Annotated in this window: 17 protein-coding genes and 1 riboswitch; of the genes, 9 read left to right on the top strand and 8 right to left on the bottom strand. The window is 70.4% G+C overall.

The window, feature by feature from the left end; translation table 11 throughout:
- Position 1: 1 nt before the first annotated feature.
- From ABD378_RS32785 to ABD378_RS32765, 5 genes are all read right to left on the bottom strand, one after another.
- Positions 2–781, bottom strand: coding sequence for a GvpL/GvpF family gas vesicle protein (locus ABD378_RS32785; protein ID WP_344526885.1), 780 nt, complete (start codon positions 779–781; stop codon positions 2–4).
- The gene (locus ABD378_RS32780; protein WP_344526883.1) at positions 778–1,203 is read right to left on the bottom strand and encodes a gas vesicle structural protein GvpA; all 426 of its coding nucleotides are present in this window, start codon (positions 1,201–1,203) and stop codon (positions 778–780) included. The genes ABD378_RS32785 and ABD378_RS32780 overlap by 4 nt, the downstream gene beginning before the upstream one ends.
- A 66-nt stretch (positions 1,204–1,269) precedes the next feature.
- Positions 1,270–1,638 carry a gas vesicle protein GvpO gene (locus tag ABD378_RS32775; protein ID WP_386546562.1) on the bottom strand — a complete coding sequence of 123 codons (369 nt, stop codon included), beginning with the start codon at positions 1,636–1,638 and terminating at the stop codon, positions 1,270–1,272.
- A gap of 66 nt (positions 1,639–1,704) precedes the next feature.
- On the bottom strand, positions 1,705–2,145 hold the full coding sequence (locus ABD378_RS32770; protein WP_344526881.1) for a phage holin family protein: 441 nt from the start codon (positions 2,143–2,145) through the stop codon (positions 1,705–1,707).
- Complete coding sequence (locus ABD378_RS32765; protein ID WP_344526879.1) at positions 2,105–3,655, bottom strand: amidase; 1,551 nt, start codon at positions 3,653–3,655, stop codon at positions 2,105–2,107. Before ABD378_RS32765 ends, ABD378_RS32770 begins: the two co-directional genes overlap by 41 nt.
- A 270-nt stretch (positions 3,656–3,925) precedes the next feature.
- On the opposite strand from ABD378_RS32765, the gene ABD378_RS32760 reads away from it, so the two are divergent.
- From ABD378_RS32760 to ABD378_RS32745, 4 genes are all read left to right on the top strand, one after another.
- Positions 3,926–4,561, top strand: a complete 636-nt coding sequence (locus ABD378_RS32760; RefSeq protein WP_344526877.1) for an ATP-dependent Clp protease proteolytic subunit — start codon at positions 3,926–3,928, stop codon at positions 4,559–4,561.
- Between the two features lie 8 nt (positions 4,562–4,569).
- Entirely contained in the window at positions 4,570–4,878 is a 309-nt protein-coding gene (locus ABD378_RS32755) for a hypothetical protein (RefSeq protein ID WP_344526875.1), read from the top strand.
- A 355-nt stretch (positions 4,879–5,233) separates the two neighbouring features.
- A riboswitch (cyclic di-AMP (ydaO/yuaA leader) is annotated at positions 5,234–5,406 on the top strand.
- 3 nt (positions 5,407–5,409) lie between these two features.
- Positions 5,410–5,883: a C40 family peptidase gene (locus ABD378_RS32750; RefSeq protein ID WP_344526873.1), complete on the top strand. Its 474-nt coding sequence runs from the start codon at positions 5,410–5,412 to the stop codon at positions 5,881–5,883.
- 165 nt (positions 5,884–6,048) lie between these two features.
- The gene (locus ABD378_RS32745; RefSeq protein WP_344526871.1) at positions 6,049–6,621 is read left to right on the top strand and encodes a DUF6328 family protein; all 573 of its coding nucleotides are present in this window, start codon (positions 6,049–6,051) and stop codon (positions 6,619–6,621) included.
- Here the strand turns inward: ABD378_RS32745 and ABD378_RS32740 are convergent.
- Positions 6,599–7,240: a LysE family translocator gene (locus ABD378_RS32740; protein ID WP_344526869.1), complete on the bottom strand. Its 642-nt coding sequence runs from the start codon at positions 7,238–7,240 to the stop codon at positions 6,599–6,601. The genes ABD378_RS32745 and ABD378_RS32740 overlap by 23 nt on opposite strands.
- Before the next feature lie 129 nt (positions 7,241–7,369).
- Between ABD378_RS32740 and ABD378_RS32735 the strand changes: the two genes are divergently transcribed.
- Complete coding sequence (locus ABD378_RS32735; protein WP_344526867.1) at positions 7,370–8,281, top strand: LysR family transcriptional regulator; 912 nt, start codon at positions 7,370–7,372, stop codon at positions 8,279–8,281.
- Here ABD378_RS32735 and ABD378_RS32730 read toward each other — a convergent pair.
- The gene (locus ABD378_RS32730; RefSeq protein ID WP_344526865.1) at positions 8,270–8,743 is read right to left on the bottom strand and encodes an ATP-binding protein; all 474 of its coding nucleotides are present in this window, start codon (positions 8,741–8,743) and stop codon (positions 8,270–8,272) included. The two genes, ABD378_RS32735 and ABD378_RS32730, sit on opposite strands and share 12 nt — an antisense overlap.
- A gap of 271 nt (positions 8,744–9,014) precedes the next feature.
- On the opposite strand from ABD378_RS32730, the gene ABD378_RS32725 reads away from it, so the two are divergent.
- Together ABD378_RS32725 and ABD378_RS32720 are read left to right on the top strand one after the other, a co-directional pair.
- The gene (locus ABD378_RS32725; RefSeq protein WP_344526863.1) at positions 9,015–9,875 is read left to right on the top strand and encodes a helix-turn-helix domain-containing protein; all 861 of its coding nucleotides are present in this window, start codon (positions 9,015–9,017) and stop codon (positions 9,873–9,875) included.
- Positions 9,876–9,884: 9 nt separating this feature from the next.
- Complete coding sequence (locus ABD378_RS32720; RefSeq protein WP_344526861.1) at positions 9,885–10,109, top strand: DUF397 domain-containing protein; 225 nt, start codon at positions 9,885–9,887, stop codon at positions 10,107–10,109.
- On the opposite strand, the gene ABD378_RS32715 is transcribed toward ABD378_RS32720, so the two are convergent.
- Positions 10,110–11,252: an 8-amino-7-oxononanoate synthase gene (locus ABD378_RS32715; RefSeq protein WP_344526859.1), complete on the bottom strand. Its 1,143-nt coding sequence runs from the start codon at positions 11,250–11,252 to the stop codon at positions 10,110–10,112.
- A 163-nt stretch (positions 11,253–11,415) separates the two neighbouring features.
- Between ABD378_RS32715 and bioB the strand changes: the two genes are divergently transcribed.
- Together bioB and ABD378_RS32705 are read left to right on the top strand one after the other, a co-directional pair.
- Positions 11,416–12,618 (top strand): biotin synthase BioB, encoded by a 1,203-nt coding sequence (gene bioB, locus ABD378_RS32710; protein ID WP_344526857.1) that lies wholly within the window; start codon positions 11,416–11,418, stop codon positions 12,616–12,618.
- A complete protein-coding gene (locus ABD378_RS32705; RefSeq protein ID WP_344526855.1) occupies positions 12,611–13,927 on the top strand; it encodes an adenosylmethionine--8-amino-7-oxononanoate transaminase in 1,317 nt (438 codons plus the stop codon). Before bioB ends, ABD378_RS32705 begins: the two co-directional genes overlap by 8 nt.

Below are 13,927 nucleotides of genomic sequence, written 5' to 3'. Positions count from 1 at the left end.
GCTACTCCCGGCCGGCCTGCGAGCCCGCCGACTCCGGCGCGGCTCCCGTCGGCTCGGAGGGCCCGGGTTCGATGAAGCTGTAGGGCGGCAGCGGACCGTTGACGCGCAGTTCGATGTGCGGATGCGACTTGCGGGCATCCTCGACCGCGGCGAGGAACACTTCGGCGGACTCGCGCTCCACCAGGAACGACAGGTTGGCCAGCCATCCCGTGGACTCGGGGCCCACACTGACGGCGTGTGCCGCCGGCTCAAGCGCACGGTGCAGTTCCACCGCGTCCTCGGCCTCCCGGCCCTGGAGTGCGGCCACCACCATCTCGCCGAGCTGCAGCTTCTGCTCGTAACTGCCGCCACCTGCCTGACGGTTGGCCTCGGCGAGCGCCTGCATCTCGGGGTTGTCGGCCATCACGCGGTGCAGCGCGGCCTGCTCGTCATGGCTGGCCTTGACGTTGTACTCGACCTTGCCCGCCAGCGTCGAGAGCCGCTCGCGGTAGTGCTCGGCGCGTTCGGCCAGCACGCTCGTGACGGCCGCGTCGTCGGGGGCGACGTTGCCGAACCGCATGGGCAGGACCGGACCCGCCGCGCCCGCCTCGTTCAGGACGTTCTGGTGGGCAAGCAGGTCGTTGCGCTTGGCGCGCAGGCCCTCGGGCGCGTCACTGACGATCGCCGCCAGGTCGCCCTCCTTGACGATGCGCACGGGGCGCGCCGGCTTTCCCACGCCCTCCATGCCTTCGGGGAGCGAAGGGTGCGAACTCGCGGTGATGCCATATACGTACGTACTCATTCCTGCTCCTCCTTCCTGCGCGCGGACGTGCTCTTGCGGGCGCGCGGGCGGGGCTCCGACTGGCCCTCTTCACGGGACTGCTTGAACGCGTCGGAGATGGTCTCGGCGGCGCCGGACAGCGCACCCTTGGACTTGCCGCGCGCGCCGGATTCGGTGATCTCGCCCATGAGGTCGGGGAGTCCGGGGTTCTTGCGCGGGCCCGCCTCCAGGTCGAGGCGGTTGCACGCCTCGGCGAAGCGCAGGTAGGTGTCGACGCTGGCGACGACCACACGCACATCGATCTTCAGGATCTCGATGCCGACGAGCGAGACACGCACGAAGGCGTCGATGACGAGGCCGCGGTCGAGTACCAGCTCCAGGACGTCGTACAGGCCACTGGTGCCGCCCGATCCGCCGGCTTGCTGTGCAGGGACAACGGTCATGCCGACCGGCCCTCCTTGTCTGGGAAGTCTGTGGAATGAACTGCGGGAGCCCGTGCGGAACGGGCTCTAACGGCCGCCGGCCTTGTGGGAGTCGGCGCGCCCGCGTTCGTAGCGGCGGATGCGCCGGTAGCCGAGCAGCTCGCCCTGCGGGTCGCACTCCACCTGATAGCTCGCGAGGAGACTCATCGTGTCCGGCACCCGGCTGAGTTCCAGGACCTCGATGTCCAACGTCCAGCCGTCATCGGTCTGTTCGACGGACGACACGGACTCGACGGCCATCCCGGTGAGCTCGGTGAGCTGGGCGCGCGCCGAGCGCAGCACCTCCATGGGGCCCGGTCGGCGCTTCGCCCCGCCGCTTTCCGCGTGTTCGGTTGAATTGCTCGAGTTCCGTGAACTCGTCTTCTTCTTCTCTGGGTCCGGCGATGTGTTCAATATGGCCACCTCGAACCTCCGGGTGGCCCGTAAGCCGTTGGCCAAACATCTCAGGCCAGGTGCCTCGGCTCACTGGCCCCAACGATGCGGCACCTCAGGTTCCACGCCGTCATGCAGGCCGTCCGGACGCGTCGCGTCCACGGTCGGCGGCGCCAACGGCCGTTCGGGCGTCGGCGGTGCCACGGGCGGCGGGGCCACGGACGGACTGGCCGTGGAAGGCCGGTCCGCGGAGGGGCGGGCAGCACCACGCAGCAGATAGGCCACGGCACCGAGGACCACCGCGGTGATCAGCGCGGCAGCCCAGTCGGGCAGTCCCAGCGCGAGCGCGAGGCCGAACGCGAGGGCCAGCGCGGCACCCGCGTAGAAGCCCACCGCCCCCGCGCCCGCGTACAGCGCGGCCTTGCGGCGCTGCTTGCGTGTCTGCTCTCTCAGTTCGTCGCGTACGGCCTCGCGGGCTGCATGCGTCAGCTCATCGACGAGGCTCTTGTCCAGATGCTCCAGACGATTCATGGCGCCCGGGTACCCGGCCGTCCGGGCGGGTAACGCGCCACTCCGGCCTGCGCTCGCCGTACCGGGTCGCTTCTTCAAAGGCGTGACCGATCCGCAGGACCTGTAGGTCACCGCGGTGCGGCCCGACGATCTGCAGCCCGACCGGCAGTCCGCCCGGGGTGAATCCGGCGGGCACGGACAGCGCCGGGCTGCCGGTCGCGGAGACCAGGTACGCCGAGCGCATCCAGTCCAGATAGTCCGCCATCGGCACCCCGTCGACCTCGGCCGGGTACTCCGACTCGACGGGGAACGGCGCGACTTGGCTGGTCGGAAGGACCAGGGCGTCGTACCTCTCGAAGAACTCCCGTACGCGGTGGAACAGTTCACCGTGCAGCGCGGTGGCCCGCGCCAGGTCGATGCCGGTGAGCGTGCGCCCCTGCCGTACGTTCCGGACCAGGCTGGGCTTCATCCGGTCCGCCGAGGTCTCCAGGAGTGCACCGAGAGCCAGGTGGAACTGCCAGGCGCGGAAGGTCCGGAACACCTCGTCGGCGCCGGACAGATCGGGGCACGTCTCCTCGACCGCGCACCCCAGGTCGGCGAAGACCGTGACGGCGGGCGCGAGCACGTCGCCGACCTCACGGTCGACCGGCACCGCTCCTCCCAGGTCGGGCGACCAGGCGATCCGCAGCCCCCGCAGATCCCGTTCCAGTGGCCCGCCGAACGCGCTCCCCGGCGTTTCCAGGGCGATCGGCGAGCGCGGGTCGGGCCCGGCGACGACGGAGAGCAGCAGGGCCGCGTCGGCGACCGTGCGCGCCATCGGCCCCTGCACGGCCATCGTCGACCACGGAGCGATGTCCGGCCAGCTCGGCACCCGGCCCGGCGAGGGGCGCAGGCCCACCACGTTGCAGAACGACGCGGGGTTGCGCAGTGAACCGCCCATGTCGCTGCCGTCGGCCAGGGGGTGCATGCCGCATGCGAGCGCGGCCGCCGCTCCCCCGCTGCTGCCGCCCGCCGACCGCCGGAGGTCGTACGGGTTGCGGGTGGCCCCGAAGACCGGGTTGACGGTGTGCGAACCGGCAGCGAACTCGGGCACGTTGGTCTTGCCGATGGTGATCGCGCCGGCGGCGCGGATGCGCTCGACGATCAGCTCGTCGCGGTCCGGGACGTTGTCGGCGAGGAGCGGCGTCCCGTAGGTGGTCCGGATGCCTCGGGTGTCGTGGGTGTCCTTGTGGGCGACGGGCAGCCCGTGCAACGGGCCGAGGGGTCCGCCGCGCACGGCGGTCTCGTCGGCGGTGCGCGCCTCGTCGAGCGCGCGCTCGGCCACGAGGGTCACCACGGCGTTCACGGCGCCGTTGACCTGCTCGATCCGGTCCAGGTGCGCCTGGACCACCTCGCGCGCGGACAGCTCTCGGGCGCGGATCCTGGCGGCCAGGTCGCGGGCGGTGAGGTGGACGAGCTCGGCTGCTTCGGGAGGCCGGTGCGCGTCAGGGGCTTCGGAGGCGCTGTGTGCTCGGTGGGCTTCAGGGCTCATACGTCGCTTTCGGCTCGGGCGGGCTTACGGCTGGTGGCTGGTGGTGGCGGCTGAGGTCGCGACGGGGCGGAGTATGCCCACGTCGCCGCGGCTGCCACCCGCTCCCGCGCGCCACGGCCCCCACTTTCAGCGAACGGCTGAAACACGGCGCATCTGTTGACTCCGGCGGATCACCCGAACATGCTCCTCACCACGACGTTACGTACGTCCTGTACATTTTTTACAGGAAGCCTTGGGGAGCAGCCGACCCCGGCAGAGGAGAGACGTGCCATGAACCGACCGATCGCCCGCCATGTCCTGCCCGAGTTCACCGAGCGCACCAGCACGGGGCAACGGACCCTCGATCCGTACTCGAAGCTGCTCGAGGAGCGCATCGTCTTCCTGGGCACGCCGATCGACGACACCTCGGCCAACGACGTGATGGCGCAGTTCATGCACCTGGAATACCTGGCGCCCGACCGCGACATCTCGCTCTACATCAACTCCCCCGGCGGCTCGTTCAGCGCGATGACGGCGATCTACGACACGATCCAGTTCGTCACCTGCGACGTGGAGACGACCTGCCTGGGCCAGGCCGCCTCGGCGGCCGCCGTCCTGCTGGCGGCGGGCACCCCCGGCAAGCGGTTCGCGCTGCCCGGCGCCCGGGTACTGATCCATCAGCCGTCGATCGCCGAGCCGATCCACGGCCAGGCGACCGACTTGGCAATCCAGGCCGACGAACTCCTGCGCACCCGCGCGAACCTGGAGAAACTGCTCGCCCAACACACGGGCCAGAGCCGGGAACGCGTCGCGGCCGACATCGAGCGCGACAAGATCCTCAACGCCTCCGAGGCGGTCGACTACGGCCTGGTGGACCGGATCATCGCGACCCGCAAGTCGTCCCTGCGCACCCCGGACGCGGGGTGAACCTCCCGATGCTGCCGCCCGAACTTCCCCCGCTGCCCGCACTCACCCGCGCCGAGGGCGAGTTGATCGACCGATACCTCGAAGTGGTCGATCTGGTGGGCCGGATCAACCCCGCCCGCGCCTCGGACACCTATGGCGGCCTGCGTGCCGCCCAGGCCCTGGTCGCCAGCGCCACCGCCCTGCGGGACGCGCTGACGCTCATGCACCAGCGGGGCGAGAGCGCCGTGCACGCGCCGACGTTGGCCCGCGCGCTGCGTGTCCTCGACGGCGAGCGGCGCGCCGGGCGGGTCACCGTGCCGCCCCCATCGGCCTCCTGAGTACCCCTCATCTCCGTACCCGAAGTCCGAACCGTCCGGGGCCGGTTCCAAACGAACCAAACGGGCTACCTCGTTCGGCGTAGACAATTGTCCTTCTTTGGACTGTCTTCAGTTGCGTCAGATGTGTACGCGATGGCCGGAATTCCTCGTTCCGGTGCTGGTCGAACGATCGTCGGGTTCCACGGGCCGATCCCGAATCCGACCTTGTCCACCCGAACGGTTCAGCCGTGAGGAGCCTCACAAAACGCCGTTTCGGCTCGGAATTTCTGCCCTTGACGGGTCAAGATCCCTTCCGACGACAAGCCCCCGCCACAGCGGCGGGGCGGTCCGGGCGGACGCCGAGTCCTGCCGCCACCCGGATGACCGGTCGACATCTGTGCATCGGCAGGAGTGGAGGACCCAGGCATGACGGGTCGGTCCGGAAGGTCCGGACGCCGACCCTTGGGGTGAAGCCGCACATCGCGGCCGGGCAACTTCGCCAGCCCGAATCCGACAGGTCATCCTTCACAGGCGGCTGACGAAGGGTTGCGCATGACCGCGCTGAATCATGTTCCGTCGCTGCTCACCAGGGCCGGTTCCGTATCGGCCCTCACACTCGCCGTCGTAGGCGGCACCCTCGTGGCCCCAGGGCTCACGTCGGAAGCAGAGGCCGCGACACACGGGACGAAGGCGCTCAAGATCGCCGCCTCCAAGAAGGGCTCTCCGTACCGCTATGGAGCGACGGGGCCGAACCGGTTCGACTGCTCGGGCCTGACCCAGTACTCGTTCAAGCGCGCGGGCAAGAAGCTGCCACGCACCGCCGCACAGCAGTACAACAAGACCCGCCATGTCTCGGCGTCCAACCGCGTCCGCGGCGACCTGGTCTTCTTCCGCTCCGGCCGGAGCGTCTACCACGTCGGCATCTACGCCGGGAAGGGCCGGATCTGGCACGCACCCAAGTCGAACACCGTGGTGCGGCTCGAGAAGATCTGGACGAAGAGCGTCTCCTACGGCCGGGTGCGCTGACCGCCCGTCACTGACCGCCCGTCACTGACCGTCGGCCGCAAGCCTGTCGGAGGGCGGCGGAGGAGGGCCTCACGGCCTCCTCCGCCGCTCGACCGGCCCCAGCCCGACCCGCTGACCGGCGCGCCCGACAGGCATGGAGGGTGTCGACGCGGATACTCGGGCGCCATGGCCGAAAACAACAGTTCCACCGCGGGCGACCCGCCCCCGCGCAACGAGACACGCTTCGAACGCGCCGACCGCAATTTCTCCGAGATCCTCCAGGAGCTGCGGGTCACGCAGACCGGAGTGCAGATCCTCTTCGCGTTCCTGCTGACCCTCGCCTTCACCGAGCGCTTCCCCTCGCTCGACACGGTGCAGCGCGCCACCTACGTCACCACGCTGCTGCTCGCCGTCCTCGCCGCGGCGCTGTTCACCGCCCCGGCCGCCGTGCACAGGACCCTGTTCGGGCAGCACTCCAAGCCGCTGATCGTGCGCGTGTCGTCCCGCCTCGCCGGCATCGGCATGACAGTCCTGGTGTTCGCACTCGCCGGTTCCGTGCTCCTGGTCGTGGACGTGGCGGTGGGCCGTACCGGCGGGATCATCGCGAGTGCGGGCACGCTGGTCATGTGTGCGGGCCTCTGGGGTCTGCTTCCCCGCTTGGTGCGCGCTTCGGACAGGGGCAGGGACAAAGACAGGGACAGGGGCAGTGACAGGGGCAGCGACACGCCGGACGACGTCACGCCATCAGGGCCTCGGTGAGGAGCACCAGGCCAAGGACGCTGAGCGCGACACCGGTGCCGCCCTCGATCGCACGGGCCGTACGAGGCCTGCGCAGCCAGCGCCCGAGCCGGTCGACCAGGAGCGCGACGACCGGGAACCACACCAGGGCAAGGGCCACGATGATGGACGCGAGCAGCAGTGTCCTGGGCATCGCGGGGCTGCCCGCGGGCACGAACTGGGGCAGCACGCTGAGGAAGGTGATGGGTGCCTTGGGGTTGAGCGCGTTGGTGAGGAAGCCCTGCCGCAGGCTGCCCCCGGCCGCAGGCTGCTCCGCCGGCATCTCCGCGCCGTCCGGCGCGGAGAAGCTCCGCAGCGGTCGCGCCGCCGACCGCAGCGCGCGGTACCCGAGGTACAGCACGTAGGCACCGCCGAGCACCTGCAGTGCCCGGAACAGCGTGGGAACCGCCGCGAGGACCGCCGCGACCCCGGCCACCGCGAGCGCCGTGTGCACCAGGAGCCCGCCCGCGACACCGATCGCACAGCTGACTCCGGCGCGCCGGGATGCGAGGGAGTTGCGCACCACGACGGCGAAGTCGGCGCCCGGCATGGCGACCATGCCCGCGGCGACTCCGGTGAAGGCGACCAGTTGTGCGTCCATGACCGCCAGCCTGCCGTTCTTCTGCCTTCAGCAGGTATGTGGAATATCCTGTGTCTGCCTTAAGCAGACGTTTAGCCCCACGCCGTCGGACAGCCCCGCCGCCCGTCGGCCCCTGGACCGGGAGACGCCATGTACGACCCGACACGGCTCGCCGCACTGGTGGCGGTCTCCGAGGCCGGGTCGATCACCCGCGCCGCCGAGCGCCTCGGCTACACCGTGCCCGCGCTCTCCCAGCAGCTGGCCAAGCTCGAACGGGAGGCGGGCACCGCTCTCCTGGTCCGGCACCACCGCGGGGCTCGGCTGACCGGCGCGGGCGAGCTGCTGCTGGCGCGGGCGCGCCGGGTCCTGGACGAGATGGAGCAGGCCCGCCACGAACTGGCCCGGCTCGCGGGCCTGTCCGGCGGCAGGCTGCGCGTGGGGACCTTCACCACCGCCGGGATCCATCTGGTGCCGCCCGCCCTGACCGCGTTCCGCCGCGCCCATCCGGACATCGATCTGACGGTGCGGGGCTATGAACCGCCGCTCGGCGTCGCGGCCGTGGCGGCGGGCGAGGTCGACCTGGCCCTCACGCACACCTACGAGCCGGCGGATCCGGTGCCGTTGCCCGCCTCCGTGACCGCGGAGCCGATCCTGGTCGAGGAGTTGGTCCTGGTGACATCGCCCGGGCACGCGCTCGCGGGTGCCTCCTCGCGGCTGCCCCTGACCGAGCTCGCCGGGCAGCCGCTGATCAGCATGGCGCCGACGCATCCGCCCCGGCAGGGCGTGGAGTCCGCGCTCGTCGGGGCCGGGGCGACGCCTTCGGTCCTGGTCGAGACCCCGGGCTACGCGCTGGTGTGTGCGCTGGTCAGCGCGGGGCTCGGCGTGGCCGTCGTACCGGAGATGGTGGCGCGGACGGCGGCCACCCCGGTGGGGATCAGGCCGCTGGAGCCGGGGAATCTGCGCCGCACGATCTCGGTCGTCCACCGCACTGATGTGTCGCATCCCGCGGCGGACACCTTCCGGGCCCTGCTCCGGGGGGCCTTCGGACGCTCAACGGGGTGAGGGCGACGGCGAAACCGAGGGAGCCGCTGTCCTGTCGCGCACCGGCGCGGTCCACGGCAGCGCGATCCAGACCGTCTTGCCGCCATCGGGGGTGGGCGTGACCGACAGCCTGCCGCCGCACTCCAAGGTCAGCCAGCGGATGATCACCAGGCCGCGGCCGTTGTCCTGCTGGACGGCGGCGGGCAGCCGCTTCGGGTAGCGGGGGTGGCTGTCGGTGACGCCGATGCGCAGCTGCTCCTCCCGGTCCAGCTCGATGTCCACCGTGAAGGTGGGCGACTGGCCCCGGGTGTGCTGGACGGCGTTCGTGGCCAGTTCGGAGACGATGAGCCGGACCGTGTCGGCCACTTCCGTGTCACCCGGCAGCCCCCATTCGGTGAGGACGTTCGAGACGAATTTCCGGGCCGCGGAGACCGAGGCAGGATCGCTCGGCAGGGTGACGGTTGCTTCCTGAAGGTCTGCCATGGCGACGTGTCCCTTTCCCACCGGGGCTCGGCTCCGACTCGTAGCGGAAGGCACGAGGACAGTCCCGGAATGGTGCTTTGCGCCAGCCTGCCACTCCTGGGCCGCTCAGAGGTGGCCATCCACCAAGTTGTGCATATATCTGTCGCTCAAAGCGGTGAACTCTGCTACGAGAGACCGTATTTGGGCGCGAGGACGGCGCTTCCTCTACTGTCGCCGGGGAGAGGCCGGGGAGAGGCCGGAAAAGGAAGGCTCCGTCGGGAAGGAGACGGGCATGCGGTACGGTCCCGCGGTGCGCCGCAGGAAGCTCGGTGCCGAACTGCGTGCCCTGCGCACGCACGCCGGGCTCACCAGTGGCCAGGCGGCGGACCGGGTCGGCTGGCATCAGTCGAAGGTCAGCCGGATCGAGACGGGGCGTAGCAGCGTCAAGGCGGCCGACGTACGCCTGCTGCTCGAGGCGTACGAGGTAGAGGATCCGCAACTGCGCCAGTTGCTGGTGGCGTTGGCGGGCTCGGACGACGACGGTGGACGGCGCCACTGGTGGCACGCCTACCGCGAGCTGCTGCCGCCCGCCTACCGCGACTTCATCAGCCTGGAGTCACAGGCCTGCCGGATGCGCACCCTGGAGACCACCGTCGTGCCCGGCCTGCTGCAGACCCCGGACTACGCGCGTGCGGTGACCCGGGCCGCGCTCGACGGGCTGCCGGATGAGCAGGTGGACGCGCTGGTCGAGGTGCGTCTCGCGCGCCAGGACGTGCTGCGCGCGGCTCCACCGCTGCGACTGAGCGTAATCCTGGACGAGGCGGTGCTGCACCGGCCGGTGGGCGGGAGTCAGGTGCTCGCGGGACAGTTGAAACGGTTACTGGAGGCAGCACAGTTGCCCCATGTACGACTTCAGGTGTTGCCGTTCGCCGCCGGAGAGCACGTGGGCCTCATTGGATCTTTCGTTATCTTCTCATTTCCGAACATTGCTGATCTGGATGTGGTTGTTCTAGACCACTTGACGAGTAGCCTCTACCTCGAACGGAGAGAAGACCTTAAGGCATATACGGATGCCTTCAACTCCCTTCAAGGAAAAGCACTTTCACCCGAGGAATCAACGGATCACATCGCCGGGATAGGTGACGGCGCGTAAGGGGGCACCATGACTGCACTGCCTCGGCACGTTCCTTCCAGCACTTCTCTGCAAGGCGCACGGTGGCACCGCAGCACTCGTAGCAACGGCATGAACAACTGCGTGGAGACAGCCTCGCTCGCTTCAGGGCCGAAGCAGGGACTGCTCGCAGTGCGCGACTCGAAGAACACGGCAGGGCCCGCCCTGCTCTTCTCACCCGCCACATGGGAGGCCTTCGTCCACGGCCTCCGGTGACTACCGGGGTGCGGAGCGGCTGATCACTCGTACGGCATCGGCGATCTGTGTGTCGCTGAGATCCGCCCGGGCGGTCAGCCGCAACCGCGAGATGCCGTCGGGCACCGACGGCGGTCGGAAGCACCCGACGGCCAGGCCCGCGCCCCGGCAGTCGGCGGCCCAGCGCACGGCCGCTTCCGGCGACGGCGCGCGCACGGAGACGACGGCGGCGTCAGGACGTACCGCCGAGAGACCTTCCGCCATGAGGCGTTCATGAAGCTCGGCCGCGACCGTGCGGGCCCGCGCGGCACGCTCCGGTTCTCTGCGCAGCAGCCGCAGGGCCGCGAGTGCCGCGCCCGCGGCAGCGGGTGCGAGCCCCGTGTCGAAGATGAAGGTACGGGCCGCGTTGATCAGGTGGTCGATGACCTTGGCGGGGCCGAGGACCGCGCCTCCCTGGCTGCCGAAGGACTTCGACAGGGTGACCGTGGCCACCGTGTGGGCGGTGCCCGCGAGCCCGGCCGCCTGCGGGGCGCCCCGCCCGCCGTCGCCCAGCACGCCGAGCCCATGGGCGTCGTCGACGACGAGACCGGCACCGAACTCCTGACAAACGGAACTGAGTTCGGTCAGTGAAGCCGCGTCGCCGTCGACCGAGAAGACCGTGTCCGACACGACGACCGCGGGCCCCGCGTGAGCGTCCAGCGTCTTGCGCACCGCTTCGGGGTCGGCGTGCGGAACCACCTGCGTCGTACCGCGCGCCAGGCGGCAGCCGTCGATCAGCGAGGCGTGGTTGCCCGCGTCCGAGACGATCAGCGAGCCGTACGGGGCGAGGGCGGTGACGGCGGCGAGGTTCGCCGCGTATCCGGAGGAAAGGACCAGGGCGGCCTCGAAGCCGCAGAACTCGGCGAGCTCGCGCTCCAGTTCCGCGTGCAGTTCGGTGGAGCCCGTCACCAGGCGGGAGCCGGTCGCTCCGCCGCCCCAGCGCCGGGCCGCGGCCGCCGCGCCCTCGGTGATCTCGGGGTGCCTGGCCAGGCCCAGGTAGTCGTTGCTCGCCAGGTCGAGGAGGCCGTCGGCGTCGGCGGGGCGGGGGCGCAGGGTGCGGACGAGTCCGGCCTGTGCGCGCAGGCTCGCCTGCTCGTCGATCCAGTCGAACGGCGAGCTCGCCATGAGGGTTCCTCCGGGTCGTCAGCACTGGCCGGTTTGTAGACAGTGCACAGACCCTAGCCGTCCGGCCACCGGGCCAGGATGTGGCAATACCCACACCTCTCAGCGTTTCTGTTGTGCGAACTCTCCTTGGAAAGCGATGCTCTCGTGCGTAAGGATCAGCGCCATGGATCTGCTGAACACGCTGGTGGACAAGGGGCTTCGGCGCGAGCTGCCGACCCGCGAAGAGGCGCTGGCCGTGCTGGCCACCTCCGACGACGAGCTTCTCGACGTGGTTTCCGCCGCCGGGAAGGTACGGCGGCAGTGGTTCGGGCGCCGGGTGAAACTCAACTATCTGGTCAATCTCAAGTCGGGGCTCTGCCCGGAGGACTGCTCGTACTGTTCGCAGCGTCTGGGCTCAACCGCGGGCATCCTCAAGTACACCTGGCTGAAGCCCGACGAGGCCTCGCAGGCCGCGGCGGCCGGGGTGGCGGGCGGCGCCAAGCGGGTCTGCCTGGTCGCCAGCGGGCGCGGTCCGACCGACCGTGACGTCGACCGGGTCTCGAAGACCATCGAGGCGATCAAGGAGAACAACGAAGGCGTCGAGGTGTGCGCGTGCCTCGGCCTTCTCTCCGCGGGACAAGCGGACAAACTGCGCACGGCGGGCGCGGACGCGTACAACCACAATCTCAATACGTCCGAGGCGACGTACGGCGAGATCACCACGACCCACACGTACGCCGACCGCGTGGACACCGTGCAGCAGGCGCAGGCCGCGGGCCTCTCCGCCTGTTCGGGTCTGATCGCGGGCATGGGCGAGACGGACGAGGACCTGGTGGACGTGGTCTACGCGCTGCGCGACCTCGACCCCGACTCGGTGCCGGTCAACTTCCTGATCCCCTTCGAGGGCACCCCGCTGGCCAAGGAGTGGAACCTCACCCCGCAGCGCTGCCTGCGCATCCTGGCGATGGTCCGTTTCGTCTGCCCCGACGTGGAGGTGCGCATCGCGGGCGGCCGCGAGGTGCATCTGCGCACGATGCAGCCCCTGGCCCTTCACCTCGCCAACTCGATCTTCCTGGGCGACTACCTGACCAGTGAGGGCCAGGCCGGCAAGACCGACCTGGAGATGATCGCGGACGCCGGTTTCGAGGTCGAGGGCACGGACACGGTGACGCTGCCGGAGCACCGCGCGGACGCGTTGGCGGCTGCGGGGTGCGGGTCGCACGGGGAGGGCGGGGGCGGTTGTGGGCCGTGCGGTTCTTCGGAGTCGGCACCGGCGTCGGCATCGGCCCCGGCCGAAATCTCCGAGGGCGAGGCGTCCGAGGCGCGCACGGACCTGGTCGCGGTACGCCGCCGGGGCGCGGGAACGGATCTGGCGCCCAATGCCTGACTTCCCTGACCTCCCTGGCCGCCCTGGCCTCTCTGTGCCCGAACTGCTCGACCTGGACCGACGCCATGTGTGGCATCCGTACGGGCCCATGCCCGGCCGCCAGGAGCCCCTGGTCGTCGAGTCGGCGAGCGGTGTACGCCTCCGCCTCGCGGGCGACGGGGGCGAGTTGATCGACGGCATGTCGTCCTGGTGGTCGGCGATCCACGGCTACAACCACCCCGTGCTCAACGACGCGGTCCGCGGCCAGCTCGACCGGATGAGCCATGTCATGTTCGGCGGACTCACCCATGAGCCCGCCGTACGCCTGGCGAAGCACCTTGTCGACATGTCGCCGGACGGCCTCGAGCATGTCTTCCTCGCGGACTCCGGTTCGGTGTCGGTCGAGGTCGCGGTCAAGATGTGCCTGCAGCACTGGCGCTCGCTCGGCCGCCCCGAGAAGCGGCGGATGCTGACCTGGCGGGGCGGCTACCACGGGGACACCTGGCAGCCCATGTCGGTGTGCGACCCCGATGGAGGCATGCACGAGCTGTGGCAGGGGGCACTGCCCCAGCAGGTGTTCGCGGACGCGCCGCCATCGGGGTACGAGGCGTACGACGACGCCTACGCCGACCATCTGCGCGAGGTCATCGGGCGCCACGCGGACGAGCTTGCCGCCGTGATCGTGGAGCCGGTGGTGCAGGGCGCGGGCGGGATGCGGTTCCACTCCCCCGCCTACCTGCGGGTGTTGCGTGAGGCCTGCGACGAGCACGACGTGCTGCTCGTGTTCGACGAGATCGCCACGGGGTTCGGCCGCACGGGCGCGCTGTTCGCCGCGGACCACGCGGGCGTCACGCCCGATGTGATGTGCCTGGGCAAGGCGCTGACCGGCGGCTATATGACGCTGGCGGCCACGCTGTGCACGCCGCGGGTCGCGGACGGCATCTCTCAGGGCGAGGTGCCTGTCCTGGCCCACGGACCGACGTTCATGGGCAATCCGCTCGCCGCCGCCGTGGCCTGCGCCTCGATCGAGCTGCTGCTCGGACAGGACTGGCGGACCGAGGTCAAGCGCATCGAGGCGGGCCTGCGCGGCACGCTGGCCGAGGCGGCCGGACTGCCGGGCGTACGGGATGTACGCGTGCTCGGCGCGATCGGCGTCGTACAGCTTGACCACGACGTGGACATGGCGGCGGCCACGCGTGCCGCGACGCGCGAGGGGGTGTGGGTACGGCCGTTCCGCGACCTCATCTACACGATGCCGCCGTTCATCACGAGCGACGACGACGTGGCACGGATCGGGCGCGCGGTGTGCGCGGCGGCGAAGGAGGGCTGA

This window comes from Streptomyces rectiviolaceus (assembly GCF_039533825.1).
Lineage (GTDB): Bacteria > Actinomycetota > Actinomycetes > Streptomycetales > Streptomycetaceae > Streptomyces > Streptomyces rectiviolaceus.
The sequence above is the reverse complement of the archived record's forward strand: the minus strand, read 5'-3'. Positions and strand labels throughout refer to the sequence as shown.

What these genes read in the sequence shown, in the direction of transcription:
- ABD378_RS32760 (WP_344526877.1), top strand. Translation starts at nt 3,926, where the DNA reads ATGAACCGACCGATCGCCCGCCATGTCCTGCCCGAGTTCACCGAGCGC.
- ABD378_RS32780 (WP_344526883.1), bottom strand. Translation starts at nt 1,203, where the DNA reads ATGACCGTTGTCCCTGCACAGCAAGCCGGCGGATCGGGCGGCACCAGT.
- ABD378_RS32725 (WP_344526863.1), top strand. Translation starts at nt 9,015, where the DNA reads ATGCGGTACGGTCCCGCGGTGCGCCGCAGGAAGCTCGGTGCCGAACTG.
- ABD378_RS32735 (WP_344526867.1), top strand. Translation starts at nt 7,370, where the DNA reads ATGTACGACCCGACACGGCTCGCCGCACTGGTGGCGGTCTCCGAGGCC.
- ABD378_RS32785 (WP_344526885.1), bottom strand. Translation starts at nt 781, where the DNA reads ATGAGTACGTACGTATATGGCATCACCGCGAGTTCGCACCCTTCGCTC.
- ABD378_RS32755 (WP_344526875.1), top strand. Translation starts at nt 4,570, where the DNA reads ATGCTGCCGCCCGAACTTCCCCCGCTGCCCGCACTCACCCGCGCCGAG.
- ABD378_RS32765 (WP_344526879.1), bottom strand. Translation starts at nt 3,655, where the DNA reads ATGAGCCCTGAAGCCCACCGAGCACACAGCGCCTCCGAAGCCCCTGAC.
- bioB (WP_344526857.1), top strand. Translation starts at nt 11,416, where the DNA reads ATGGATCTGCTGAACACGCTGGTGGACAAGGGGCTTCGGCGCGAGCTG.
- ABD378_RS32750 (WP_344526873.1), top strand. Translation starts at nt 5,410, where the DNA reads ATGACCGCGCTGAATCATGTTCCGTCGCTGCTCACCAGGGCCGGTTCC.
- ABD378_RS32705 (WP_344526855.1), top strand. Translation starts at nt 12,611, where the DNA reads ATGCCTGACTTCCCTGACCTCCCTGGCCGCCCTGGCCTCTCTGTGCCC.
- ABD378_RS32745 (WP_344526871.1), top strand. Translation starts at nt 6,049, where the DNA reads ATGGCCGAAAACAACAGTTCCACCGCGGGCGACCCGCCCCCGCGCAAC.
- ABD378_RS32720 (WP_344526861.1), top strand. Translation starts at nt 9,885, where the DNA reads ATGACTGCACTGCCTCGGCACGTTCCTTCCAGCACTTCTCTGCAAGGC.
- ABD378_RS32730 (WP_344526865.1), bottom strand. Translation starts at nt 8,743, where the DNA reads ATGGCAGACCTTCAGGAAGCAACCGTCACCCTGCCGAGCGATCCTGCC.
- ABD378_RS32740 (WP_344526869.1), bottom strand. Translation starts at nt 7,240, where the DNA reads ATGGACGCACAACTGGTCGCCTTCACCGGAGTCGCCGCGGGCATGGTC.
- ABD378_RS32715 (WP_344526859.1), bottom strand. Translation starts at nt 11,252, where the DNA reads ATGGCGAGCTCGCCGTTCGACTGGATCGACGAGCAGGCGAGCCTGCGC.
- ABD378_RS32770 (WP_344526881.1), bottom strand. Translation starts at nt 2,145, where the DNA reads ATGAATCGTCTGGAGCATCTGGACAAGAGCCTCGTCGATGAGCTGACG.